This is a genomic window from Streptomyces sp. SGAir0957 (assembly GCF_043523415.1).
Window position 1 is genome coordinate 8,289,119 of sequence record NZ_CP027293.1, and the last position, 22,946, is coordinate 8,312,064.

Below are 22,946 nucleotides of genomic sequence, written 5' to 3' on the forward strand. Positions count from 1 at the left end.
CGCCCGAACCCGCCCGGACCCATCTGACCGGCTCGAACCCGCCTGGACTCGAAGGGCTCAGGGCGGACCGGGGGCGGACCGGCTGCCGGCGCGACGCGGGTGATGCTCAGACTGCCGCCGGGGTGAATGCCGTGATGGCGTCGGCGAGCCCTCCCGGGGCCTCCAGCGGGATCAGGTGCCCGGTGCGGGGGAACACAGTGAAGTCGGCTCGGGAGAGATAGGGCATGAGGTTGTCGCGGAGCACGTCGACGGGTTCCACCTGATCGTGTTCTCCGGCGACGACAAGGGCGGGAACCTCGATCATGCGGGTGCGCTCGGTGATGTCCTGCGCGATGCCGCGCAGCGGCCACTCGCCACGAGCGGCCTCGGCGGCGGATTGCGAATCGGTCACGACCTGGTCCTTGAGCCGGGCGGGCAGGTCGGTCGCGGTGAGGACGTGGTCCCGCGCCCCGGCCACGGACTCGGCGGAGTCGTAGGCGTGCGAAAGAGTTTCCCGGTACTCGGGGGTGACCTGTGCCGCAGGCTTCGCCGGGCCGGAGCCGACGAGGACGATGCCGCGCAAGCCCGCGGGCCGGGTGGCCGCGACCAACTGCGCGACCTTCCCGCCCATCGAATGCCCCACGAGGACGTGGTCGGCGACCCCCGCATCCGCGAGGACGGCGAGCGTGTCGTCGGCGAACTGGCCGAGCGTGTAGGGACCGGGCAGAGCGCTCGACCGGCTCCACCCGCGAAAATCGACCGCAAGCACGTCACGGCCCGCCAGACGATCGACGACGAGATCCCAGGTCCGGGCGGAACCGCCCCAGTAGTGCAGAAGGACCAGGGTCGGTCCGGTACCTTGCCGATGGTCGTAAACGGGCAGATGCTTGCGCTGCGTGGTGCTCATGATGGCGCTCCGAGTCCTATTCTCCGCGCGGCGGCCCTGCTGCGGCCCCGCGACGGTTCCTGCGGCGGACCTGCGGCGGACCTGCGATGGTCCTGCGACGGCCCTGCGATGGCTCCGCGAATGCGTTGCCCGATCATTGAATCCGCCGCACTCGGACACGGCATCGGCGTAACTGGTCGCCGCATGGTGAAAACTGGACACGTGCACGAGATCCGGCAGATGACCTACCAGCCACCGGGAAGCCGCGCCGCCACGGTCGAGACGTTGACGTTCGGCCGCCTGCGCGAGCTGAACGACGGAGCCACGCAGCGCGCCGACTTCCACGTCCTCGCGCTCGTCGACTCAGGCCCCGGCGCCGTCACGGTCGATTTCCTCCAGCACCCGCTCGAAGACCGGTCGGCGGTGTGGATCCCGCCCGGCGCGGTGCACCGGTGGGACGACATCGCCCACGTAGCGGGACATCTCGTGCTGTTCGCGCCGACCGCGCCGGTCACCGATGCCACCCGGGAACTTGTCGCCTCCCCGGACCTGGCCGCGCACTGGAACATCCCCGACGCCGCCCGGCCCTTCGTCGACATGGCGCGCGACCATCTCCTCCTCGAAGCAGCCGCCGCACACCCCGACTCCCTCACGGAGCTGCCCGCGATCCTGCTCTCCGCGCTCCTCGCCCGGCTCCGCCCGCCACACGCCGACGCAGGTCTCGCACATCCGCTGTTCCAGTCGTTCCGCGCCGATGTCGAAGCGCACTTCAGGCACCACCACGACGCCACGTACTACGCCCGCGCGCTGGGCTACGCGCCCCGCACCCTCTCCCGAGCGGTCCAGCAGGCCACCGGCCGCACCGCGAAGGCGTACCTCGTCGAGCGGATCGTCCTGGAGGCCAAACGGCTCCTCGCACACGACCGCCTCACCGCCGCCCGCTGCGCCGCCGCCCTCGGCTTCCCCGACGCATCGAGCTTCTCGCTGTTCTTCTACAAGGCGACAGGACAACGCCCCGGCGCGTGGCAGCGTCTGGCCCGCTAGCCAGGGTGTAGTCAGGGCGTAGCCGGGGCGGTCGGTGGTCAGGCGCGGCGGGCGGCCCACACGGTGCGCTCCGTGCGTACGGTGAGGTCGTCGCGGCGCAAGATGCTGTGCGGGCCTTCGCTGTCGAGGAGTGCGTCGAGCGCGGCGAGATCGCCGGGCGCGAGCGCGTCGGCGACGGCGCTGCGAATGCGCTGCAGAACGCCGGTGGCATAGCGGCCGATCGCTTCGCTGTGCGCGCCGTCGAGGTGGACGGAGAGGGTGCGTTCGCCCTCGACGGTGAACCCGGCGGCGATCAGCATCGGCCCCCAGTCGGCGCCTCGGTGGGGCATGTGCTCGGCTTGGCGGCGGTCGGCCGCCGCGTGGGCGCGCTCCTCCAGGCCGGGCCGCTCCTCGGGGGCGTTCCCGGGCAGGAACCGGGGGTGCCCGGCCAGTTCGACGACGGCGAACAGGCCGCCGGACGCGAGCGCTTCGTGCACGTTGCGCAGGGCCCGGTCGGGGTGTGCCATGTGGTGCATTGAGGCCGACGCCCAGACCAGGTCGGGGGAGCCGAGGTCCGGCCAGGAGGCTTCGTCGAGGTCGGCCCGTACGGTGTGCACGCGCTCCTCGACGCCGAGGGCGCCCGCCTTCTCCTGCAGGCGTCGCAGGTGTTCCCCGGACGCGTCGACGGCGGTGACCTGCGCGTCCGGGAAGCGCTCGAGCAGGGCGAACGTGCCCGCTCCCGTCCCGGCGCCCAGGTCCACGATGTGGCGGGGCGAGGTCTCCAGGGGCAGCCATGCGGTGATCGAAGCGGTGTGCTCGGCGAGGACTTCGGCGTCGAGGTCGAGGATCTCCGCCTGGGAGTCCGTCTCGGGCGCGTGGCTGTGGGCGTGCGTGTGCGTGTGCGCGTGCCCGTGGTGGTTGCCGTGTTCGTGGCCGTGGTTGTGGCCGTGCGCTGGAGAGGGCTGGGAGGGTGCGTGGTTCATGCGTTTCACGGTACGGCGGTCATGCGCGAATGGCAGCAATCATCCCGAACGACGCAAGACAGTGGTGGCGGTTGCTGCTCCGGGCGCAAGAACGTGCCCCTCGCAGTTGTCACTCATTACTGTCACTTACTGCTGTCGCTGTCGCTGTCGCTGTCGCTGTCGCTGTCGCTGTCGTTGTCGCCGTCGCGCTGATGGCCCCGACGGGCGTCACGGTCGAAGATGCCCAGGATCTCGCAGGGTCCGCCGTCGGCTCCGATGGCGTGCGGCATCATCGTGGGAAACTCGGCGGCCTGGTTGGTCTCTAGCCGGAAGCGGCGCTGCCCGAGCATGAGCGTCGCCGTGCCGGACAGGACGACGAGCCATTCCCGCCCCGGGTGCGCGCGCATGCGCGCCGGATTGTCGGGAGGCGGCTGGGTCATGCGCTGGCGCACCACGCTCATCCCGGGGTCCGCCTTGACGGTCCAGCGCATCCGGCCGTGGGCGCTGTCGATGGTGGGGCTGGTGACGACGTCGTCGGTGGCGGTCTCCACGAGCTGGTCGAGTGTGGTGTCCAGGGCGCGCGCGAGGGTGACCAGCTGATCCAGCGCGAGGCGACGCTGCCCGTTCTCGATGCGGCTCAGCGAGGACTGGCTGAGGTGGGCGCGGGAGGCCAGCTCCTCCAGGGACCAGCCCTGCGCCACCCGCAGTGCGCGAATGCGCCTCCGGACGAGGCTGTCCAGATCTCCGTCGTCTTGCGTCATGGGCAACACCATATGCCTCAGGCGCTCCGGAGGGGCTCCCGAGGCGCTCCCGGGAGGCACCCCGAGGGGCTCCTCAGGGGTTGTCGTCGAGCGAGAGGGATGTGCCAAAGTCTGCGCATGCTCAAGATCGTGGTGAAGACGGAGAACGCGGAGCGGTACGTCCGCGTGTCCATCGAGGAGTTGGCCGGTTGGTGCGGCGCATCGGCGGTGACGGTGACCGGTTCCTGGTGGTCCAGCGGATACCTGACCTGCCCGACGTCTTCGCCCAGGTCTGGCACCAGGCCGGTGGTGACTACACGTTGGAGTACCGGGACGGTGCCGCCGACCGGCACTTCCAGGTCAGGGTCGACGGGCCCGAGGCCGTCATCGCGGCGATGAACGGTTGGGCGCGCCAGGAGGCCGGTTGGGGCGGTGGTCTGACCTGGTCGCTGCTGGACATGGGGCCGAGCCAGGAGGTGCCGCCGCTCGACCTCGACGAGGACGAGCGCGGGGAGTTGGAGAGGCGCGTCCGCGAGGTGCTGGTCGGCGGCTACGCGGACCGTGCCGAACTGGCCGAACTCGCCGAGGAGTATCTGGTCACCCGGGACCGCCGCCCTGTTTCGCGGGAGCAGGCGCAAGCCCTGGCCGATCGGTTGTGGCTGGAGCGCGTCGCGGAGCAGGCCGCGTGGCACGGCGAGACCGACCCTGAGCGGCTCACCCGCGCGTTCACCGCGCTGCGAGAGGCGGGCATCACGGCCCGGGAGAACTTCACCTGTTGCCGTAACTGCGGCCAGTCGGAGATCGGTGGTGAAGGCGAGCCCGGCGCCCGCGGCTTCGTCTACTTCCACACTCAATGCACGGATTCCGCCGCGACCGGCCATGGACTGATGCTCCTCTATGGCGGTTTCGACGGCTCGTCCGAGACCACCGCGGCCATCGGTCAGGAGGTCGTGGCCGCACTTGAGGCAGTCGGCCTGCGGGCCGAGTGGGACCGTGACCCGAGCCGGGCGATCGCCGTCACCCCACTGGCCTGGCGCCGCCGCCTCGTCGGCTAGCCAGGGGCGGAGTCGAGGCGTGCGAAGGGGATCCGCCGTCCGGCCCGCCGGTAGGAGTCGGTGCTGCCGTCGACGTCGACGTTCATGAAGGCGCATGCAAGGGCAGCAGACGCTGGCCGATGTGGATCGTGCTGCTGCGCCGTCATCGCGTGCCTCCTCACGTGCTGCGTCGCGGAATCGGTTTCGTAACGAACGCCCTTCAGATGTCGTGCTGCGACTATTAGGTCATGCAAGCTTTGCATAGTCTAAAACTCGGGGAGGGGAGAGAGCCGTGGCCACGAGGAAGTCACGCCGACCGTTTCCGCACGACGACGCGGCCGCGCTGCCGCAGCGCCACAGGTGACGGCGGGGCGGGAACATGGACAGGCGGAGGGCCGGCCGTGCCGCGGGCAGGGTAGAAAAGGGCCATGGCCAGGAAAGCGGCTCCGGCGGAGCCCATGGACGACGTGGATGCGGTGACCCGTGCGGTCCTCACGGCATCGCGGGTGTTGGTGGCGGTGTCCGCCCGCTCACTCGCGGAGGTCGAGGACCGGGTGACATTGCCGCAGTTCCGCATGTTGGTGGTGCTCTCCTCGCGCGGGGCGACCAAACTCGTCGCCCTGGCCGAGCTGTTGGGCGTGGCCCCGTCGACGGCCATGCGGATGGTGGACCGGCTGATCGCGGCCGGCCTCGCCGACCGGCAGACCAACCCCGACAACCGGCGCGAGACGTTGCTGCGGCTCACGGACGAGGGCCGGCGCACCGTCGAGGACGTCACCGCCCGGCGCCGTCAGGAGATCTCCGCGATCGTCGAACGGCTGGCACCGCGTCAGCGGACCGCGCTCATCGACGCGTTGACCGACTTCAACCAGGCGGGCGGCGAACCACCGGCCCCGTCGCCGGACGAGGGCACCGGACCGCACCCGCTGGGCTGGGGCGAGGCGCCGAAGGCAGGCTGACCCACGCCGACGCGTTCCTCCTGCCCCGCATCAGCGACCCAGGACAGGAGGTACGGAGCACATGACCGCAAGGTCCCGAGAGCCCCGACAGTCCCGAGAGCACCGGCAGTCACGACAGTCCCGAGAGCCCCGGCAATATCCACAGCAGTACGCGCGTGGACGGGCGGGCTCGGCGTACGCGTGGCCGTCACCACCCCTCGGCGACCGGCGTGCGCCGTCGCCCGTCGTGGTGCACGCGGCGCAGGACGGCTACGGGCGACGGGTCACCCTGCGCGGCAGACAGGCCGGGGTCGCCCACTGCCTGGCCGATGTGATCGAACTGCTGCGCCTGGTCGGCGTCGACCTGGACGCGGAGGAGGCGGTCACGTCACCACTGATCGACTGGCGGGGAGGCGGTCCTGATCTGTGGTGGTCGCCGTGAGAGGTCGAACGGCCCCGTGAGGCGTCGCCGGTTGCCGGTGCCCGGCAGCATGGCCCCCGCCGAGCCGTCCGGCGCCGCTCCATGCGTCGCGGCCGGTGCGCGGGAAAGGGTGGACCCGGCAAAGGCAGGCACGAAAGGGGGCGGTATGCGGGCGCGGCGTCGGGACCCGTCGGCTTGCCGTTCGACCGAGCACGGCCTCGCCGAGTGCCTGCGAAGCAGCCTGTGGGGGCCCGCCGAGTTCATGGGCGTTCCGTGCCGATGGCTGGCCAAGGGGCTCGCGGCGGGAACCGGTGCGGCTGCCGCGGTCGTCGCGTCGCCCTTCGCCGGGATGCTGGGCGGCCCCGAAGGGTTGGTCACCGGCGAAGGCGGCCTGCTGGTGGTCGCCGCCTTGGTCCTGTACTTGATGGTGCTGCGGGCCGGACGCGTGCTGATCGGCCTTGTCGCGGCGGTGGGCGCGGCCCTCGCCGTCATGGCACCCGACGTCGCGGCCGGGGCGGCGCTGCACCAGCGCGGTGTCGTGGAGCCCGCGCGGGTGGCCTCGGTCCAGGCGTCGGCTCGACACGGGCGCGCCGTCTGCGCGGTCACCGACCCCGAAGCGGCCCCGGCCGGGATGGCCGTGTGGCGCGGCTGCGCCGCGTCGACCGCACCGGGGGACACCCTGCCCGTGGTCCACGACCCACAAGGCCGGGCACCGGCGCGAGGAGTCGCGGCGCCCGGCGAACTGCGCGGCGCGTCCCTCCGACTGGCCGCGTGCGCTGCCGTGTTGGTGGGCGGGTGCGCGGTGGCGGTGGTCCGTTCGTACCGGCTGCGGACAACGTAGCGGACGTGGCGACCCCCCCCGACCTTCGGCCATGCGACCGCCCCGCCCCTGGGCACTGCTGCTCCTGCTACGAGGTGAACAGTGCGGGCGTGCGGCCTTCCTCGGGGTGACGCAGCGCCCGCAGCACACCCTGGTGGCTCAGCCATCCGACGGGCTCGCCCGTGTCGGCGTTCAGGACCGGCAGGCCGGTGCCGGGAGCGGCGAGGCGGAGACCGGACCAGGAACGCTCATATGCCCAGCCCGGCCTCCCGCTTGCGCAGACGCAGTACGGGCTCGCTGAAGAGGTGTCGACTGCGGTCGAGCAGGTCACCCACCTCCGCGTCGACCGCGCCACCGCGCCGCTCGCCCGGCAACGGATGCCAGCGCTGCACCGACTGCGCCGCCCACGTGCGCAGCTTGTCGTCAGGGTCTTCGAGCAGACCGACCGCCGCCCGGAGCGCCACGACGCCGCCGCGCGCGTCCAGCAGCCGGAACGCACCGACGCGGACGTGCCGCGGCTGCTCAGAGTCGGTGCGCTGCAACAGCCAGTCGGCGGGCAGGTCCTTGGCCGAGGGCAGCAGGGCCGTGACGGTCTCCCGGACGACCGCGGGGGCCGGGTCGTCGAGCAGTGGCCGCAACTGTTGCGCATCCGCGCGCTCCAGTGCCCGCAACCCTGCCACTGCTCGCGCCCGCACCCCGGCCGCCGGGTGCACGAGCAGCGGCCGCAGCAGCCCGGCGTCCGCGCGGTCCCCGCACTCGGCCAGGCCGATGACCGCGCCGGGCGGCAAGGCGGGGTCGTCCGGCGCCGTGCACTGCTTCCGGTACCAGGCCGCCGGGTCGCCGCCATGCTGTCGTACGACATACCGCGCACAGGCGCGTACGAGCGCGGAACGGTCGGCGAGAAACGGCTCCGCCTGCTCAGGCCGCCCCGCCCGTCTCAGCGCGGTGACGCCGGCCGAACGGGTGCGCGGGTTGCGTGCGGACAGCAGCAGAGGCAGCACACTCTCGTAGGCGTCCCCGTCCCCGTCCCCGTTCCCGTCTCCCTTCCTCTCCCCGCCCCTGTCCTCGTCCGCCAGAGCCGCGAGTGCGGCTGTGGCACACAGGTCCTGGACCACGGAGTCGTTTTCCGTGGCAGCCGCGCGGGCCAGCTCGGCGTGGCCCAGCAGCCGGCCCTCGATCGCCAGCCGGTAGGCGAAGCGCCGGACGACGCGGTCGGGGTCGGCGAAGAGAATCGCGAACTGCGCGTGGGACGCCCGGCGCAGGGTCTCGCCGAGTACATTGACGGCGAAGGCCCCTCTGTCGCGGCGGCCGACGCGGAGGATGAGCGAGGCGAGGCCGGGGGCGGAGTCCAGGCTCAGGGCCTCGCGCAGCAACGTCCGGGCGAGTTCGCGCACGGGGCCGGCCCAGTCGGCACAGCGGATCACGACCAACGGCAGCAGACCGGGGGAGCGGACCGACTGCCTCAGCGCCTCCTGACGGATCCGTCCGTCGCGGTGGCAGAGGGCGAGTGCGAGCCGGGACTCGTCGAGCTGGGTCAGGTGTTCCCACGCAGGCATGAACTGCGCGCGATAGTAAGCCACTTCACGCACCCCCGCGTCCAGCGCGAGCCAGTCGGAGGGGTCGGTGACATCGAGCGTGCGGCGAAGAGGGGCACCTCCCGCGAGCCGCGTCGCCGCCGTTGACCCGCCCTCGACGTCCTCGACGTCCTCAAGCATTTCCGCCCCTTTCCGGCAGCCGTACCAGGTGATCGTAGGGGGCGGGGTGCGCGGGGCGCGCTCGAAATATGGCGCCTGACAGGGCCGAGGTCCGCCGCCCAACACTCCCCTCACCAGCAACTGAACGCGCTCCGATCCTCTGTCCCACCGCAACCGTGGCCTCACTAAGCTTCAGCCCCATGACCAGCACCAGCGCCGGCGGTGACGTCGGGACACGTGTGCACACACGCCCAGTAGGCGAGCGCCCCGTCATCGAGCTGGAGCCCACCGACCATCCCCTCGCCGTCGAACAACGCAGAGGCATCACGCTGGACCGCGTGCGGGAGATCGCGGCGGCTGTACTGCACTCCGGCGACGGCGACGTGGGCGGCGAGCTCAGGGACAGGGACAGGGACCGTGACGCGCGATGACGGCTGACGACGCGGTGTCGCCCATCTCGGTCGCGCCCGTCGGCCTGAGTCGCCGGGCCCGGCAGTTCGTCGAGGCAGACGGCATACGTCTTCCTCGCCAGGACCTCCGTCGACACCGCGACGTCTGGCTCGCGCACGGGATCCCCGCTGCCGAGGCCGAACGGGCCGCGACCTTTCAAGACCGCTGGGGCGGCCTCGCCCTCCCGCCTGCCCCGTTCTACGAGGGCGGCCCGCGCGTCCTGGACGCCGACTGCCCCGAAGGGGCGGTGGCGGAGGGCTGGTCTTTCCCGGCGGGGGACTGCAGGGTGTCCATGGCCTACGGGTTCATGATCGGCCCCGACGGCGCGTTCGGGATCGACGCCTCCCGCTGGGCGCCCTTGCATGCGAGCACGGACGGATGGGTGGAGTCCTTGGCGCTCGCCGCACATGCCCGGCGCTGGGCCAAGACAGTCACTCGGCTCAGGGGCGAGGCCGTCGCGGCATTGGACCTCCGCGGCTACGAGCCGGTGCCCGAAGTGCAGGGTGTCACCGATACGTGGTGGCGTGGCAAGGACTCGCTCGTCGCCCTGTACCGCGGCGAAACCATGGGCCTCGACGCCCCGCGATGCCTGGAAGCGCATGTTTATCAGGGGCTCGACGAGTGGGGGCTCTACGGCGGCTGACCGGCGGGGCCGAGATTGAACGAGCGGGCCCGGTGTCAGTGGCGCCCCGTACGGTCTGCGCATGGTTGATGAGCAGTGGGGCGGTGTCCGGCAGCGTGTGATCGCGCTGGGCGCCCAGTCGTCGAGCAGCGAGGTGTTCGGCTCGCACGGGCACAGGTGGGTCCTGGAGGACCCGCTGACCGGCGCCGAACTGGCCGAACTCGAAGCGCAGATGGGTGCGCGGTTGCCGGACGACTACCGGAGCTTCCTCACCTCCGTGGCCGCAGGCGGCGCGGGCCCCGCGTACGGCCTGTTCCCCGTCCGCCGCATCCAGGGACGCTGGCGCTGGGAGGGAGACGGCGCCGACCTGGCCGACCTCGGCTTGCTCGCCCAGCCCTTTCCTCCCCACGGCCCGGACCCAGAAGCCCTCGACGCACTTCTGGCCGTGCGTCCCGAGGAAGAGGACGTCGAGGAGATCGAGGACTTCGACGACGCCATCGAGGCGTGGGACGAGCGCTGGGAAGCCCTCATGTTCGCTCCCGAGCGCACCGCCGGCGCCATCGTGATCTCCCACCTCGGCTGTGCCCAGAGGGAGTGGCTGGTCATCAGTGGTGTCCATCGCGGCACCATCTGGTCCGACCGGCGAGCGGACGACATCGACCTCGCCCCGCTTCTCGGTCCGGATGGTGAAGCGATCACCTTCGCCCGCTGGTACACGGACTGGCTGCGACAAGCGGAGCTCATAGGGGGCGGGGCAACGGGTGAGGGCCCGGACCGGACCGGGCGGGGCTGAAGGTCAGGAGCTCTCCGGCTCTTCGTAGTTGGCAAGGGCGAGCCCGAGCGCGAAGAACGTCGGCGCCCACTCTCCGACGAAGATGCCCCAGCGGTCGGCGCGCTCCGTGCATTCGCTGCGGTTGGAGGCGACCCAGGAAGCGATGGACAGCCCGATGGAGCCGACAGCGGCGCAGTAGGCGTGCTCGCTCTTCACTCCGGCTTCGTGCAGCTTCTTGACGATCATGATTGCTCCAGCGGTGGTGGGGTGCGCTCGTGCACAGCACATGCGGTGACGAGCACCTTCCTAGCCATTTCGGTACAAAAGGGTCAGGTGGATGCGGCGAAATAGTTACCGCCGCGCAGGCCGCAGCCGACTGGGCGTGCGGACAGCCCTCAGCCCGCCGTGCCGTCGAGCAGCCGGTTGTAACGCAGCCGCAGGGCCCGTTCCGTACCTGCCGCCAGCGTGATCAGGGTCAGGACGGCGTTGACCCGGAGAGACGGGTGGACGGGGGAGGTGAGGACGCCGACGCGTGCAGCCACCACGGGTATCTCGGTGACCTTCTCGGCGAGCTGCGCGATCAGCAGGACCAGCGCGATGAGCAGCACGCCGAGCGAGGCGGCGCCGATCCCGCGGCTGAGCGCCGGGTGCGCCCGGTCGAGGTGGGCGCGGCGCCCCTCGGCGGAGTCGCGGTCGGGGACCAGGAGCTGTTCGGTGCCCCGCGAGGTGACGTAGTGGCAGCGTCGCAGCCCGAAGGTGCTCAGCCGGACCTCGACGGTGCCGCCCGGCACCGGAAAGGCGGCGGGGAGTCTCGAGCGGGCGTGGTGACTGCCGTCGAGGTACAGGTCGGCCTTGGCCTCGGGAGAGGTCTGGTCCTGGCCCCGTTTGACGTCCACGGCGTAGACGACCTGCCTGCCACCCGTCTCGGTGAGGCGGAGGTAGAACAGGGAGCGGTAGGGCAACTGCCACCAGCGGAACCGTTTGAGCGGCCGTCCGTCCCCCGGGGTGATCCGCCGGGCAGCCCGGCGTTCCTGTATCTCCTTGAACATGTGCGGCACCCCTGTCGATCTTCAACTCGCCTGTACGTGTGCACACGTGTCGAGCGCGCCCACCTGACGCCCCGTCTTCACTTGCTCGGCTCCGCCGCACAGGCGAGGTCGTGCGCCGGGCGTTCCCCGGTGGTCAGGAACGTCGTCGCCGCGTCATTGGCACACGTGTTGCTCCCGTACGGGTAGACGCCATGGCCGCCCTGGTCGGCCGTCACCATCGTGGCCCGCTCGCCGAAGGCCCGCCGCAGTGCGCGGGCGCCGGTCAGCGGCGTGCCGGGGTCGCGCTCGTTCTGCACCATGAGGACGTTCGACGGGCCCCGGCCGGTGATGCGCACCGGGGGCTCGGTCCGCTCGTCGGGCCAGAACGCGCACGGGGTGACGCTCGCCGTGGAGCCGCCCAGCATCGGATACTTCAGCCGGTCGACGGCGACATTGCGCTGATAGTCACGGACCCGGTCCGGCCAGCGCGAGTCGCCGCAGACCACGGCCGACCGTGCGGCCAGGGCGTTCTCCGTGCCGGGAGTCGGTTCGGGCAGCGGCAGTTTCTTGCCGGTGTCGACCGCCTGCCAGAACGCGGCGAGCTCGGGCATCGACGCGTCGGCGTAGAGCCGCTCGAACGTGTAGGCGCGGAACCCGGTCCCGTCGACACCCTGGACGGGTTTCGCGTCGAGCTTCGCCACGAGTGCGTAGAACGTGGCGGTGATCTGGCGCGGCGTGGCGCCGAGACCGTACTCGGGGTGCGCGGCGGCGAAGGCGGCGAAGTCCGGGAAACGGTCCGCCATCCCCCGGGCGAACAGCCGCATGGCGGTGACGTCGTAGCCACCGGGACCCAGGTTGCTGTCGAGGACGATGCGGTCGCCGCGGCGCGGGAACAGCGTCGTGTAGACCGCGCCGAGGTAACTGCCGTACGAGGCGCCGAGATACGACACGTGTGACTCGCCCAGGGCCGCCCGGATGCGGTCCATGTCGCGTGCGGTGTTGGCGGTGGTGGTGTGCGGCAGCATCCACCCCGTTCGCGATCCGGCGCACTGGTCCGCGAACTTCCTCGCGTACGGCGCCTCGCGCGTGACGTCGGCCGCCGTGTACGCGTACGCCGGGAAGCTGCCGCGCCACTGCTGCTTCTCCGTGAGGTCGCAGGTCACCGGGGTACTGCGGCCGACACCGCGCGGGTCGAAGCCGATGATGTCGTAGGAGTCGAGGACGTCCTGCGGGAGCCCCGAGGCGGCGAGGATCGCCGGATACGTCAGGCCGGAGCCACCGGGCCCGCCCGGGTTGGTCAGCAGGACACCGCGCCGCTTCGACGGGTGCTCGCTCGGGAGGCGGGAGACGGCGACCTCGATCCGCCGGCCGTGCGGATCGCGGTGGTCCAGCGGCACGTCGAGTGTCGAACACTGGAGGCGGGGCGCGACGACGCCCTCGGGGCACGGCCCCCACCGCAGGGCACCCGGCGCCGCGTCCGGCAACGACATCGAGGACGCTAACGCCGACGGCGCCGACGGCGCCGACGACGACGCGGACGCGGGGAGTGCGGTCACGGCCAGCGCCGCGGCCGTGAGAGCCAGGGACAGACTTCTGCGCATGAGGTGTCCTCCTGCGGTCGAGGTGGCAGCCCGACGGGGTGACGTGGTGGTGGGGTCCGACGGGGTGGTGTGGTGGCGGGGCCCGACGAGGCGTCGTGGCTGTGGGGGCCCGACGGGGTGTCGTGGAAGTGGAAGCCCGACCGGCACACGAACGAGTCTGTGCACCAGGCGCCCCCGGCACATCGACCCGGCGGACGGGACCGGCCCCGACCGCGGGACAGGCCCGAGTCGGACCTGCGTCGTACCTGGCTCGGACCCGAGGTGGACCTGGGTCGAAGTCGCCTCGGTCTCCGGTCTGATCCACCCCCGGCACGAGGTGGCGACAATGACCTGGTGAACACGGACGTGATGGCGCGGCTCGGGATGTGGCAGCAGACGTGGCGGCTTACATTGGCCGCGGTCCTGAGCCTGCCGATCTGGCTGTCGACCCTCGCGCTGATGCGGCAACAGCCCGGCGGCCCGACCCACTGGGTCCTCGTCGGCGACCCACTGGTGGCAGCCGGCTGCCTCGTCGTCCTCCTGTGGCGGCGACGGTGGCCGCTCGCCGTCGGTCTGTCGGTCGCGGTCGCCTCGACCGTGTCGGCGCTCGCCACCGGCGCCGCGCTGCTCGCACTGTGCTCGGTCGCCACCCGCCGCCGCCCGGTGGAGATCGGGGCCGTCGTCGTCGCCTACGTCGTGGCCTCGCAGCTCGCCATCGGGATCTATCCGCTCGACGAGTCGGATGACGCGTGGTGGTGGGTCCAGCTCGCGGTACCGGCGCTGACCGCGGGCATCGCGGTGGCCGCGGGGATGGCCGTCGGGGCGCGCCGCGTCGAACTGCGTTCGTTGCGGGAGCGCGCGGAGAGCGCGGAACGGGAGCAGCACGCCCGTGCCGCGCAGGCACGGGCCATGGAACGCAACCGGATCGCCCGCGAGATGCACGACGTCCTCGCCCACCGCATCTCCCTCATCGCCATGCAGGCCGGGGTCCTCGACCATCGCGGGGACCTCCCGGCCGAGCAGAACCGTGTCCTGGTCCGCGGCATCGCCGACGGCTCGCACCAGGCGCTGGAGGAGTTGCGGGAGGTTCTCGGCGTGCTCCGCGCCGACCCCGGCCGCCCCGAACCACCACAGCCCTCGCTCGACGGCATCCCCGGCCTCGTCGCCGACGCCCGGACCTCCGGACTCGACGTCGGCCTCGTCGACTCCGTGACCGCGATCCCGCCCGACAGCGTCGGCCGCACCTGCTACCGGATCGTTCAGGAGGCTTTGACGAACGCCGCTAAACACGCGCCCGGCGCCGTCGTGGAGGTCACCCTCGGCGGGGCCCCGGGCGGTGACCTCGCCGTCGGCGTCCGCAACGGCCCGGCCGCCCGCCGTACCGCCCCGCCGCCCTCCTCCGGCTTCGGGCTGCTCGGCCTGCGCGAACGGGTCACCCTCGCAGGCGGCGAACTCGACCACGGCCCCACACCCGCCCCGGAGGGCGGGTACGTTCTCACCGCACGCGTGCCGTGGCCGGACGGCACTGTCCACAGCAGCCGGCAACGTCCCTGAACAGAGCCACAGTTACGAAAAGAGCGCCTGAGTGGAGAGCCGACGGACCCCCGACGAGCAGCCGCCCGTACGGATCGCCATCGTCGACGACGAACAACTCGTGCGCATGGCCCTGCGCCTGGTCATCGACGGCGAACCGGACCTGACCGTCGTGGCGGAGGCGGCCGACGGCGACGCCGCGCTCGCGCTCGTGGCGGAGCGCCGGCCCGACGTGGTGCTGATGGACATCCGGATGCCGGGCCGGGACGGTCTGGAGACGACCCGGGAACTGCTGTCCCGCCCCGCGCCGCCGCACGTCCTGATGCTGACCACCTTCGACTCCGACGACCTGGTCCTCGGGGCGCTGCGCGCCGGTGCCCTCGGGTTCGTCCTCAAGGACACCCCGCCCGCCCGGATCCTCGACGCGGTGCGCACGGTCGCGGACGGCAACCCGGTCCTGTCTCCCGCGGCCACCGCCCGGGTCATCGCGGCGGCCACGGGTCCGGACTCGGCCCACACCCGCGACCGCTTCCGTGAGGCCGCGCGCGAACGGCTCTCCGCGCTGACCGACCGCGAACGCGAGACCGCCCGGGCCATCGCGGACGGCCTCGGCAACCCGCAGATCGCGGAGCGGCTGCGGGTCACCGTGGCGACGGTCAAGGCGCACACCGGCAGCCTGTTCGCGAAGCTGGCGGTCGAGAACCGGGTGCAGATCGCCTTGCTGGTGCGCGACGCGGAGGACTGAGAGCCGGTTGCGCACAAGGGACTTACGGTTCCGGCCCGTTCGGCCGGGTCAAGGGCGGGGGCGGGCCGCCTGCACCGCGTCGGGGAGGGCGGGGAAGATCCGGAACATGCTCGTGGCGTGGGTGAGGTCGAAGAGCCTTTGGGCGGGCTCGTTGAGCGGGCCGGCGATCCAGGGGCGCGAGACGCCGTGGTGTTCGGGTTCGAGGAGTTCGGCGAGCAGGTTCAGGTTCATGTAGTGCACCCGGGACAAGTCGGTCACGATCTGCTTCCCGCTCTGTCCGGCGGACGCGAGGGCCAGCCTGACCAGCTCCATGTGCCGGGCGCCCTGCACGTCGCCCTGCAACAGGATGACGACCACGCGGGTCCACTCCGTCATCAGCGCTACGGGGCTCGTAGCCGGTGGTGGCTGCGCAGGAATCACGCGCGTGTTCCCTGTCCCTTCCTCTTCAGCCCCTGCATCCGGTGGAACGAGCGCTCCTGAGCCGGGGCGCTGTGAAGCGTCCCCGCGGGGGTAGGGGCAGCTGGGCAGTACAACTGGTGCTCTATGGAAACAGATTTAACGCTCACACAGGCACGAACGCACCAGGAAGCCGCCGGGACCGGCCCCGCCGACGCCGGGGCCCTGGTCAGAGGGGTGGCGGCGGCGAAACCGGGGTGCGGAGAGGGTCATCGCGCTGGGATACTGCGCCGATGACCAACATGCCGACCGGTGTCCTCGATTCGCTGTACGGGCTCGCGTTCGGCGACGCGTTCGGTGATCGCTGGTTCGCCATCCTGCGCAGGCACGGTCCGGCCGCCCTGGAGGCACGCACGCTGCCCCCGGAACCGGTGTGGCGGTGGAGCGACGACACCGCTCAAGCCCTTGTTCTCGTCCGGGAGCTGGTCGAGGGCGGGGGCATCGTCGACCAGGACCGCCTCGCCCTGCGCTTCGCGGCGGCCTACGCCGAGGACACGCACCGCGGCTACGGAGCCTCCATGCACGACGTGCTGCGCCGGATCGGTGCCGGAGAGCCCTGGCGGGAGGTGGTCGCCGGACAGTTCGGCGGACTGGGCTCCTGGGGCAACGGCGCGGCCATGCGCGCCGCCCCGCTCGGTGCGTGGCACTGCGCCGACCTCGACGCGGTCGCCGAGCAGGCCTCCCGGCAGGGCGCGGTCTCGCACCACCACCCGGAGGCGGTCACCGCGGCGGTGGCGGTCGCCCTGGCCGCGGCGCTGGCGACCCGCAGCCGAGGCGGGCCCGCCCCGGCCCGGCCGGACTTCCTGCAGGCGGTCGCGGACCGGCTCCCCGACAGTGACGTGCGGTCCGGAGTGCGGATCGCGGCCCGGATGCCGCACCACACCTCGGTCAGGCACGCCGCGGAGGTCCTGGGCTCCGGCTATCGCATGTCGGGTCCCGACACCGTGCCGTACGCCCTGTGGTGTGCGGCGGGACACCTCGACGACCTGCACGAGGGCCTCTGGATCACGGTCGCGGGCCGCGGCGACATCGACACCACCTGCGCCATCGCGGGCGGAGTCATAGCCGCCCGCACCGGCGTCGCCGCTCTCCCTCCGCCCTGGCACACGGCTCGCGAACCGCTGCCCCCGGTGATCACCGGGCCGGGGCGGACGGCGTGCGCGCCGTCTGCGTAGAAGCTGCCGAGGACGGGCGCGGCCCCTACTGCGGGGCTACGGCGCGCCGGACGCTGTCCCGCAGGAGGGCGCGGCGTTCGTCATGCACCTCGGCGGGCTCGTCCGCGGTGGCCGCGTAGACGTTGCTCACCGGTGACCAGGCCATGGACATGGCGATCACCAGGGCCATGACGTCGAACGGGTTGCCGTCCCGTACGCGCCCGGCGCTCTGGGCCTCGGCGATGCCGAGGAGCTTGGGGTGGTCGTAGTGCTCGTGCCGGTCGGTCAGGTGGCCGGTCGGCTGCCGTTCCAGGCGGGCCCAGGTGGCGAGGCGGATCAGGTCGGGGCGGTCCAGGTAGGCGTCGTAGAGGCGCACCGCCCAGTCGGCCAGATCGTCGACGTCGATGGGGGCCACGTTGGTGATGCGATCCAGCGAGGCCAGGAAGATCGTGTCGAAGAGCCGGTCCTTGTTGCCGAAGTAGCCGTACAACTGCGCCTTGTTGGTCCGGGCCGCGGAGATGATGCGTTCGACGCGCGCCCCGGCGATGCCGTATTGGGCGAACTCCTTCGTGGCGGCGTCGATGATCCGCTGGTACGTCGCGGCTCCTCGGCCGCTGGATGGCTGTTCCGGCATGATCCGCAGGCTAACAGACAAACCAGTCTGTTTGATTTCTGGGCGCGGCCTGCTTAGGCTCAAATAGACCGAACAGTTTGTCTGTGCCTGTGTTTGTGTCTGTGTCTGTGTCTGTGTCAGTGGAGAGTCAGGAGAGTCATGCGCACCACCACCGGCTGGCAGGCGGATCCCGCGAAACAGTCCCTGCGTCGCACCACGCTCCAGCGACGGGACCTGCGCCCCGACGACATCGCGGTCCGCGTCGACTACTGCGGGGTCTGCCACAGTGATCTGCACGCCCTTCACGCCCTGCACGCTCACCAAGGCGATGCGGAAGGCGTCCTGGTGCCGGGCCACGAGTTCACCGGCACCGTCCGCGAAGTCGGCAGCGCCGTCACCGGCTTCGTCCCGGGCGACCCGGTGGCCGTGGGGAACATCGTCGACGCCTGCGGCACCTGCCCCATGTGCCGGGCGGGGCAGGAGAACTTCTGCCGCGACTTCCCGACCCTGACCTACGGCGGGCGCGACCGGCAGGACGGCACGACCACTCTCGGCGGCTTCTCCCGTGAGTACGTCGTCCGCGACGCCTTCGCCTACCACCTGCCCGCGGAGCTCGACGCGGCCGCGGCGGCTCCGCTGCTCTGCGCCGGCGTCACGGTCTGGGAACCCTTGCGCGCCCTTGGCGTGGGGCCGGGCAGCACGGTCGCCGTGGCCGGCCTGGGTGGACTGGGGCACCTCGCGGTGAAGCTGGCCGTCGCTCTCGGCGCCACGACGACCGTCATCAGCCGCACCGCGGACAAGGCGGACGAGGCGCGGAAGTTGGGCGCGGACGCGTTCGTCGTCTCTTCCGACGCTGCGCGGATGGACGCGGTGCGGGACGCGTTCGACGTCGTCGTCGACACCATCTCCGCCCCGCACGACCTCGCCCCCTACCTGCGTACGGTCGCCATGGACGGCACCCTCAGCCTCCTCGGTCACCTCGGGCCCGTCACCGTGGAGGCCATGGACCTGCTCATCGGCCGCAAGAAGCTCAGCTCCGCCGGCAGTGGCGGGCGCCCGTCCACCGACGCGCTGCTGCGGTTCTGCGCCGAGCACGGCATCACGGCCGACATCGAGTTGCTGCCGTCGTCTCAAGTGAACACAGCGCTGGACCGCCTGGAGCGGAATGATGTGCGCCACCGCTTCGTGCTCGACATGGGCGACCTGGACTGACCGGTCCGGTCTGCGGCGCCCGCGTCCCCCAGGGCCGTAGAAGCCCAAGTGGCAATGTGATATGCCTCACACTTATGGGCGCGTGCGTTTCCGGCGTGCACCCGAAAGCGGGCTCGACGCGTCGGCGGCGCCGCGTTTTTCGATGAGGGCGAGGGGTGTTCACTCCCTGGCCGCCTTCGAATCAGGTGCCCGGCGTGCCTGGGTGGGGGCTGAGGTGCAGGGCGGCTCGCTGGCGGCTGGGCAGCGCGAGACGTGCTGCCTCTGCGGTGCCCGCTGAGGCGGAGAGGGGGCCGGGAAGCGGTCTCCGTTTTCGGTTCACGTCGCGACGGCATTCGTCATCGTTGTAAAGAGGCAATTTGAAGCGCGACGAGAAGTGGATTCTCCAGGGCCGGGGTTCGTGAGGCGGGTGGGGGCGCGACAAAGGCCATTGTCACGTGGCGGGTTGACGGGAACACTGTTCTTCACACGGAGTCGCTGCCGCATTTCCGCATTACCGGGAGCCGGTGACGACGCGTGGAGAAGGTGAGGTGAAGTCACATGGGTATGAAGATGACGATGACCACCCGCTGTTCGATCTCTGTGCGCTGGCAGCACGTGCGAGTGGTCATCATCGTCATGATCCTCGTGTTCCTGAGTGTGCTGACTCGCGGAGACGGTGACATGACGCTGGTCGACGCGCTGTTGCCGCGCGTCTGAGGGGCGAGCAGGCCCCTCCGTGGGGGGCGGTTGCCGGAAGTCCGGTGACCGCCCCTTCACTTTGTCAGGCTAGCGCACAAAGTCCGGCCGATAAAGAGGAATCCGCTCGATTTTCTCCGCCTGCTCTTGGAACTATCCGGTAGGGGCCCCGGCAGCCGTCGGACACGTACGAATTGAACACTGCGGTGAGAGGCGGAGGGTGAGAGAACTCTTCCGCCTCTTTCCACCTCTTCCCGTCCCCGGATTTTCCAACTGATCAGCTCACGGAAAGGACGCGGCGGAAATCGGTGGTGCCGTACTCGTCCGGCGAGGCGATGGCGACTCCTTGCGCCTCCACCCACGCGTGGAAACGGTAGGGATCGTCCGCCGTGCCGATGCACCACACCACCCGCCGGCCGGTCAGTGCCAGGAGCCCGAGCGTGGCCAGCGACAACTCCAGGCAGGCGGCGCGGCCGGGATACCACCGGGCTGCCCGCCGCACCGCCGCGAGGGAGGCCGCGGCCTGCTCCGGCGTGGCCTCCCGGCGGCACCAGATACGGGCGGTCCAACGGACCGTACGGGAGACGGTTCTCAACGGCAGCCGGATCAGCAGCAGGGCTCCGAGGAGTGCGAACAGGCCGAGTACGGCAGTCGCGGCGCCGCGAACGGAGCGGCTGCCGTCGTCCCGTACCGGTGCGGCGGCCATGTTCATCTGGGCCGGGGCAGGAGGCACTTCTGCCGGTGTCTGCTCTGCGGGTGCCTGCTCCGCCGGAGTCTGCTCTGCCGGGGGAGGTGGAGCGGCCGCTGCCGGATACCGGTCCCTGTGCTGTCCCGCCGCGGAGGGCGTCCGGGGTGAGGCGTGTGCGGTGAGGAGGCCGAGGTGGATCAGATCGTCGGCGAGTTGCTGTGCGTCCGCGCGGATCCGGTCGTGCCGCACATCCGGGTAGCGGCCGGCCAGTACCAGTACGGCGGAGTCGAAGTCCCCGCTGCGGTGCCATTCCTGCCAGAGGGTGTGTGCCATGGAGTTCATGGCGAAGCAATGGCCGGACCGCACGTCCAGCAGCACGCCTCCGCCGTGGGGTGAGGTGCTCTTGCGGACGTGCTCGGACACGCTCAGCCGCGTCATGACCACTCCTTCCCGCCGGCGTCGGCCGTCAGCCACAGGTCTGCGCCGAGCAGGCGGTTGAGCGCGGGGAAGGGGGCGGGCAGACCCGCCACCGCCCGTTCGACCGAGGCGATCACTCGCGAGGGTTCGATGATCCCGAGGTCGGCCAGTGGGGACCGGAGGAGCCGCGCTCTGAGCTGTGCCGCCGAGCGGCGGACCCCGCGGTAGTTCTCGGCCGTGTAGTCGCCCTTGGTTCTGCGCCGCAGTACGGGGTCGGGGACCAGGCCGGTCAGGGCGGCGGCCAGCAGCGGCTTGGCGGTGAACGGGTCGACCCGGTGCGGCAACGGGAGGCCGGTGCAGACCCGTACGACCTCGCTGTCCAGGAAGGGAGCGTGCGGCCAGACTCCGAACGGGCGGGCAGTGGAGATCAACTGAGCCTGTGTTGCGGCCGATGCGCGCAGCTCGCACAAGACCGCCCGGGTACCCGGTGTCGTCGTGGTGGGACCGGACGCGAGGTCGGCCGATCGGGCACGTTCCGCGGCGAGTTCGGCCAAGTGACGGCGTGCCTTGGTGGTCAGCCAGGCGGTCTCCGGTCCCGGGGCGGGCCACCAGGCAACCGCGTCTGCCCACTGCGGCGGGTGGTCGAGGGGTTCGTCGAGGCGGGAGGCGAGGTCGGTCAGCGCCTCGTGCAGAGGAGTGCGGGCAAGGCGCCTGGCCCGCAGGATGACGTCCGCCGGTGAGAGTTGACGTAAGCGGGCCAGCGCGCGCCCGTCGCTCAGGAGCCGGCGCAGTCCGGCCGTGGCGGCGACGTCTCCGAGGTAGGAGGGGGGCGCGGCCAGCAGGGCGTCGCCGCCCTCGCCGGTCAGGTGGATGCCGGGGCCGCCGTGCGCGATGTCGTTCAGGCGCACTCGGTGCCGGGCGTCGATGACTGCCGCCGGGTCGGGCTGGTCCGCCGAGCCTTGCTCGAACAGGCCGCCGTAGGGGAGGCAGTCCTCATTTCCGCGGGTCACGGCGAGCCGGATCCATGGGGCCTGTTCGGCGTAGACCTGGGCGTGGGTGAGATCGCCCGCGGGTGCGTCCGGGTGGTGGTAGACGAAGGCGTCCAGCGGCGGTCGGCCGGTGGTGCGGGCGGCCAGGAAGGCCAGGGATGTGGAGTCCAGGCCGCCGCTGAAGTCCGAGGTGATCCGTGGGGCGCTGTCGGTGCGCAGGCCGACAGCGCGCGTGAGGGCTGACCGCAACTCGGCCGCGCTGTCCTCGAACCGCGTGCCCGGGTCGGGGGCGAGGTCCTCGTACGTCCACACGGTGCGGCCGCCCGAGGGAGTGACTCTCAGCGCCTGACCGCCACCGAGCCGGTTGATGCCGTCGTACGCCGTGCGTCCCTCTGTGAGTTCGGGAACCGCGGGGCAGACGATGTGCGCGGCGAGCGCGGCCGTGTCGGGTCGGCAGGCGGCTCCGGACAGGGCCGCCGCGGTCCTCGCCCGGGTGGACAGGACCGTGTGTGCGCCGTGGCGCCCGTAGTAGAGGGGGAACTGGCCCGCCGGGTCGGCGTACGCGGTGAGGTGGCCGTCGTCCTGGAGCACGATGAGCAGATAGGCGCCGGGCCATCGGGTCAGGCGCTCCAAGCAGCCGTCCCGCACAGCGCGCCGCAGGTCGTGACGCATCGTCTGTTCGTCGGCGAGACATGGGCCGACGGTGGCGAGCCGGGCTTCCGCGCTCTGTACGGTGCGGACCTCACCGGGGTGCCATGCCCCCCAGGACCAGAGCAGGCGTTCACCCGGCCACAGCCGGGCGGCTCCACGCGGCGCCGGGGCAGGTACCGGCGACAGCAGTCCCGCGATGGTGGGACCGTCGGGAGGGGGAAGGTCAGGAGACGGGCAGCGCAGGTCCATGGCTGCGGCGGCGGCCGCGGGGCGGGGCATGACGGCTGTCCGGAAAATCAGTAGTAGTACTGGGCGTTGGCATCGGCGATCCCGCTGGGGGAACTGCCCAGCGTCACCTCACGGACATGACCCAGGTCGACCACCATCGGCGGTTCGTAGGCGGCCGATTCCTCCGGGGAGGGCACGGCTCCGGCCGTCACCGCTTGCCGCGGATATCCGAATTCCTCGTACGGGGATACGGCAATGGGCTCGTAGGTCATGAGGCCGCCTTGGGTCAGGGGCATCGGCTGCCCCGCAAAAATGATCAGAACGGTGAAGATATGTGCGCCGGACATTCCGGCGTCGTCGGGGCCCAAAGTGTAGCCATGCGCCGACTGCTCCAGGTGCCGAACTGGCCCGCGATCGCAGGTGCTCCAGCCTGGCAGTTCCCGCCCTTGTGTCCTGGTGACAGAAAAGTTTCCGGAACCGCCGACGGGTCGGCTGACGGGAGGCCGACTCATTCACTCAAGGGCGCTCACTCATTTGAACGAGCGCAGCGGTGACATGGGGTCCGCGGCGCCATATCGAAGAAGAGAGCGGCTTACGGGGGAGGTGGACCATCGAGCCACTCCGTCGGCGCTTCCG

23 protein-coding genes and 2 pseudogenes are annotated in these 22,946 nt (G+C 71.4%); 13 read left to right on the forward strand and 12 right to left on the reverse strand.

From position 1 onward, the window contains the following. Positions 1-106: 106 nt before the first annotated feature. Complete coding sequence (locus tag C1N81_RS43010; protein WP_394437176.1) at positions 107-886, reverse strand: alpha/beta fold hydrolase; 780 nt, start codon at positions 884-886, stop codon at positions 107-109. Between the two features lie 201 nt (positions 887-1,087). Between C1N81_RS43010 and C1N81_RS43015 the strand changes: the two genes are divergently transcribed. Continuing rightward, the gene (locus C1N81_RS43015) at positions 1,088-1,909 is read left to right on the forward strand and encodes an AraC family transcriptional regulator (RefSeq protein WP_394437178.1); all 822 of its coding nucleotides are present in this window, start codon (positions 1,088-1,090) and stop codon (positions 1,907-1,909) included. Positions 1,910-1,947: 38 nt separating this feature from the next. On the opposite strand, the gene C1N81_RS43020 is transcribed toward C1N81_RS43015, so the two are convergent. Both C1N81_RS43020 and C1N81_RS43025 read right to left on the reverse strand, forming a co-directional pair. Beyond that, positions 1,948-2,871 carry a class I SAM-dependent methyltransferase gene (locus C1N81_RS43020; protein ID WP_394437180.1) on the reverse strand — a complete coding sequence of 308 codons (924 nt, stop codon included), beginning with the start codon at positions 2,869-2,871 and terminating at the stop codon, positions 1,948-1,950. A gap of 122 nt (positions 2,872-2,993) precedes the next feature. Then, the gene (locus tag C1N81_RS43025; RefSeq protein ID WP_394437182.1) at positions 2,994-3,611 is read right to left on the reverse strand and encodes a helix-turn-helix domain-containing protein; all 618 of its coding nucleotides are present in this window, start codon (positions 3,609-3,611) and stop codon (positions 2,994-2,996) included. Between the two features lie 117 nt (positions 3,612-3,728). On the opposite strand from C1N81_RS43025, the pseudogene C1N81_RS43030 reads away from it, so the two are divergent. From C1N81_RS43030 to C1N81_RS43045, 4 genes and pseudogenes are all read left to right on the forward strand, one after another. Further along, positions 3,729-4,645, forward strand: a pseudogene (locus C1N81_RS43030) (DUF6891 domain-containing protein). A 407-nt stretch (positions 4,646-5,052) separates the two neighbouring features. After that, entirely contained in the window at positions 5,053-5,583 is a 531-nt protein-coding gene (locus C1N81_RS43035; protein ID WP_394437184.1) for a MarR family winged helix-turn-helix transcriptional regulator, read from the forward strand. Positions 5,584-5,809: 226 nt separating this feature from the next. Further along, complete coding sequence (locus tag C1N81_RS43040; RefSeq protein ID WP_394437186.1) at positions 5,810-6,004, forward strand: hypothetical protein; 195 nt, start codon at positions 5,810-5,812, stop codon at positions 6,002-6,004. A gap of 145 nt (positions 6,005-6,149) precedes the next feature. Further along, positions 6,150-6,824: a hypothetical protein gene (locus C1N81_RS43045; protein ID WP_394437188.1), complete on the forward strand. Its 675-nt coding sequence runs from the start codon at positions 6,150-6,152 to the stop codon at positions 6,822-6,824. 227 nt (positions 6,825-7,051) lie between these two features. Here C1N81_RS43045 and C1N81_RS43050 read toward each other — a convergent pair whose 3' ends face one another. Then, the gene (locus C1N81_RS43050) at positions 7,052-8,518 is read right to left on the reverse strand and encodes a hypothetical protein (RefSeq protein WP_394437190.1); all 1,467 of its coding nucleotides are present in this window, start codon (positions 8,516-8,518) and stop codon (positions 7,052-7,054) included. A 212-nt stretch (positions 8,519-8,730) separates the two neighbouring features. Here C1N81_RS43050 and C1N81_RS43055 point away from each other — a divergent pair. The 3 genes and pseudogenes from C1N81_RS43055 to C1N81_RS43065 all read left to right on the forward strand — a co-directional run. Continuing rightward, positions 8,731-8,928 (forward strand): annotated as a pseudogene (locus tag C1N81_RS43055) (DUF2199 domain-containing protein); the annotation flags it as partial. After that, the gene (locus C1N81_RS43060) at positions 8,925-9,590 is read left to right on the forward strand and encodes a hypothetical protein (RefSeq protein WP_394437191.1); all 666 of its coding nucleotides are present in this window, start codon (positions 8,925-8,927) and stop codon (positions 9,588-9,590) included. The pseudogene C1N81_RS43055 and the gene C1N81_RS43060, both read left to right, overlap by 4 nt. Before the next feature lie 61 nt (positions 9,591-9,651). Next, complete coding sequence (locus C1N81_RS43065) at positions 9,652-10,362, forward strand: SMI1/KNR4 family protein (RefSeq protein WP_394437193.1); 711 nt, start codon at positions 9,652-9,654, stop codon at positions 10,360-10,362. A gap of 3 nt (positions 10,363-10,365) precedes the next feature. On the opposite strand, the gene C1N81_RS43070 is transcribed toward C1N81_RS43065, so the two are convergent. From C1N81_RS43070 to C1N81_RS43080, 3 genes are all read right to left on the reverse strand, one after another. Further along, entirely contained in the window at positions 10,366-10,587 is a 222-nt protein-coding gene (locus C1N81_RS43070) for a hypothetical protein (RefSeq protein WP_394437194.1), read from the reverse strand. A 149-nt stretch (positions 10,588-10,736) separates the two neighbouring features. Next, entirely contained in the window at positions 10,737-11,390 is a 654-nt protein-coding gene (locus C1N81_RS43075; protein WP_394437196.1) for a hypothetical protein, read from the reverse strand. A 77-nt stretch (positions 11,391-11,467) separates the two neighbouring features. Further along, positions 11,468-12,970 (reverse strand): alpha/beta hydrolase, encoded by a 1,503-nt coding sequence (locus C1N81_RS43080; protein ID WP_394437198.1) that lies wholly within the window; start codon positions 12,968-12,970, stop codon positions 11,468-11,470. A gap of 348 nt (positions 12,971-13,318) precedes the next feature. Between C1N81_RS43080 and C1N81_RS43085 the strand changes: the two genes are divergently transcribed. Together C1N81_RS43085 and C1N81_RS43090 are read left to right on the forward strand one after the other, a co-directional pair. Beyond that, positions 13,319-14,503, forward strand: a complete 1,185-nt coding sequence (locus tag C1N81_RS43085; RefSeq protein WP_394438573.1) for a sensor histidine kinase — start codon at positions 13,319-13,321, stop codon at positions 14,501-14,503. A gap of 31 nt (positions 14,504-14,534) precedes the next feature. Next, complete coding sequence (locus tag C1N81_RS43090) at positions 14,535-15,227, forward strand: response regulator transcription factor (RefSeq protein ID WP_394437200.1); 693 nt, start codon at positions 14,535-14,537, stop codon at positions 15,225-15,227. Between the two features lie 48 nt (positions 15,228-15,275). Here C1N81_RS43090 and C1N81_RS43095 read toward each other — a convergent pair whose 3' ends face one another. Continuing rightward, positions 15,276-15,602, reverse strand: a complete 327-nt coding sequence (locus C1N81_RS43095; protein WP_394437202.1) for a hypothetical protein — start codon at positions 15,600-15,602, stop codon at positions 15,276-15,278. Positions 15,603-15,916: 314 nt separating this feature from the next. Here C1N81_RS43095 and C1N81_RS43100 point away from each other — a divergent pair, with 314 nt between their 5' ends. Further along, positions 15,917-16,858, forward strand: a complete 942-nt coding sequence (locus tag C1N81_RS43100; RefSeq protein WP_394437204.1) for an ADP-ribosylglycohydrolase family protein — start codon at positions 15,917-15,919, stop codon at positions 16,856-16,858. A gap of 25 nt (positions 16,859-16,883) precedes the next feature. On the opposite strand, the gene C1N81_RS43105 is transcribed toward C1N81_RS43100, so the two are convergent. Next, the gene (locus C1N81_RS43105; RefSeq protein ID WP_394437206.1) at positions 16,884-17,471 is read right to left on the reverse strand and encodes a TetR family transcriptional regulator; all 588 of its coding nucleotides are present in this window, start codon (positions 17,469-17,471) and stop codon (positions 16,884-16,886) included. Positions 17,472-17,609: 138 nt separating this feature from the next. Here C1N81_RS43105 and C1N81_RS43110 point away from each other — a divergent pair, with 138 nt between their 5' ends. Further along, complete coding sequence (locus C1N81_RS43110; protein ID WP_394437208.1) at positions 17,610-18,662, forward strand: NAD(P)-dependent alcohol dehydrogenase; 1,053 nt, start codon at positions 17,610-17,612, stop codon at positions 18,660-18,662. A 537-nt stretch (positions 18,663-19,199) separates the two neighbouring features. Continuing rightward, complete coding sequence (locus C1N81_RS43115; RefSeq protein ID WP_394437210.1) at positions 19,200-19,358, forward strand: hypothetical protein; 159 nt, start codon at positions 19,200-19,202, stop codon at positions 19,356-19,358. Positions 19,359-19,614: 256 nt separating this feature from the next. Here C1N81_RS43115 and C1N81_RS43120 read toward each other — a convergent pair whose 3' ends face one another. From C1N81_RS43120 to C1N81_RS43130, 3 genes are read right to left on the reverse strand one after another with little or no spacing between them, the layout of a single operon-like run. Then, positions 19,615-20,463, reverse strand: coding sequence for a lasso peptide biosynthesis B2 protein (locus C1N81_RS43120; RefSeq protein ID WP_394437212.1), 849 nt, complete (start codon positions 20,461-20,463; stop codon positions 19,615-19,617). Further along, a complete protein-coding gene (locus tag C1N81_RS43125) occupies positions 20,460-22,361 on the reverse strand; it encodes an albusnodin/ikarugamycin family macrolactam cyclase (protein ID WP_394437214.1) in 1,902 nt (633 codons plus the stop codon). The genes C1N81_RS43120 and C1N81_RS43125 overlap by 4 nt, the downstream gene beginning before the upstream one ends. Positions 22,362-22,378: 17 nt before the next feature. Then, positions 22,379-22,678, reverse strand: coding sequence for a lasso RiPP family leader peptide-containing protein (locus C1N81_RS43130; RefSeq protein WP_394437216.1), 300 nt, complete (start codon positions 22,676-22,678; stop codon positions 22,379-22,381). Positions 22,679-22,946: the final 268 nt, after the last annotated feature.

Bases quoted from the DNA above. Each gene is read 5' to 3' on its own strand.
- C1N81_RS43010 (WP_394437176.1), bottom strand. From the start codon at position 886: ATGAGCACCACGCAGCGCAAGCATCTGCCCGTTTACGACCATCGGCAA.
- C1N81_RS43020 (WP_394437180.1), bottom strand. From the start codon at position 2,871: ATGAACCACGCACCCTCCCAGCCCTCTCCAGCGCACGGCCACAACCAC.
- C1N81_RS43025 (WP_394437182.1), bottom strand. From the start codon at position 3,611: ATGACGCAAGACGACGGAGATCTGGACAGCCTCGTCCGGAGGCGCATT.
- C1N81_RS43035 (WP_394437184.1), top strand. From the start codon at position 5,053: ATGGCCAGGAAAGCGGCTCCGGCGGAGCCCATGGACGACGTGGATGCG.
- C1N81_RS43045 (WP_394437188.1), top strand. From the start codon at position 6,150: ATGCGGGCGCGGCGTCGGGACCCGTCGGCTTGCCGTTCGACCGAGCAC.
- C1N81_RS43050 (WP_394437190.1), bottom strand. From the start codon at position 8,518: ATGCTTGAGGACGTCGAGGACGTCGAGGGCGGGTCAACGGCGGCGACG.
- C1N81_RS43060 (WP_394437191.1), top strand. From the start codon at position 8,925: ATGACGGCTGACGACGCGGTGTCGCCCATCTCGGTCGCGCCCGTCGGC.
- C1N81_RS43065 (WP_394437193.1), top strand. From the start codon at position 9,652: ATGGTTGATGAGCAGTGGGGCGGTGTCCGGCAGCGTGTGATCGCGCTG.
- C1N81_RS43070 (WP_394437194.1), bottom strand. From the start codon at position 10,587: ATGATCGTCAAGAAGCTGCACGAAGCCGGAGTGAAGAGCGAGCACGCC.
- C1N81_RS43075 (WP_394437196.1), bottom strand. From the start codon at position 11,390: ATGTTCAAGGAGATACAGGAACGCCGGGCTGCCCGGCGGATCACCCCG.
- C1N81_RS43080 (WP_394437198.1), bottom strand. From the start codon at position 12,970: ATGCGCAGAAGTCTGTCCCTGGCTCTCACGGCCGCGGCGCTGGCCGTG.
- C1N81_RS43085 (WP_394438573.1), top strand. From the start codon at position 13,319: ATGGCGCGGCTCGGGATGTGGCAGCAGACGTGGCGGCTTACATTGGCC.
- C1N81_RS43095 (WP_394437202.1), bottom strand. From the start codon at position 15,602: ATGACGGAGTGGACCCGCGTGGTCGTCATCCTGTTGCAGGGCGACGTG.
- C1N81_RS43100 (WP_394437204.1), top strand. From the start codon at position 15,917: ATGACCAACATGCCGACCGGTGTCCTCGATTCGCTGTACGGGCTCGCG.
- C1N81_RS43105 (WP_394437206.1), bottom strand. From the start codon at position 17,471: ATGCCGGAACAGCCATCCAGCGGCCGAGGAGCCGCGACGTACCAGCGG.
- C1N81_RS43110 (WP_394437208.1), top strand. From the start codon at position 17,610: ATGCGCACCACCACCGGCTGGCAGGCGGATCCCGCGAAACAGTCCCTG.
- C1N81_RS43115 (WP_394437210.1), top strand. From the start codon at position 19,200: ATGGGTATGAAGATGACGATGACCACCCGCTGTTCGATCTCTGTGCGC.
- C1N81_RS43120 (WP_394437212.1), bottom strand. From the start codon at position 20,463: ATGACGCGGCTGAGCGTGTCCGAGCACGTCCGCAAGAGCACCTCACCC.
- C1N81_RS43125 (WP_394437214.1), bottom strand. From the start codon at position 22,361: ATGCCCCGCCCCGCGGCCGCCGCCGCAGCCATGGACCTGCGCTGCCCG.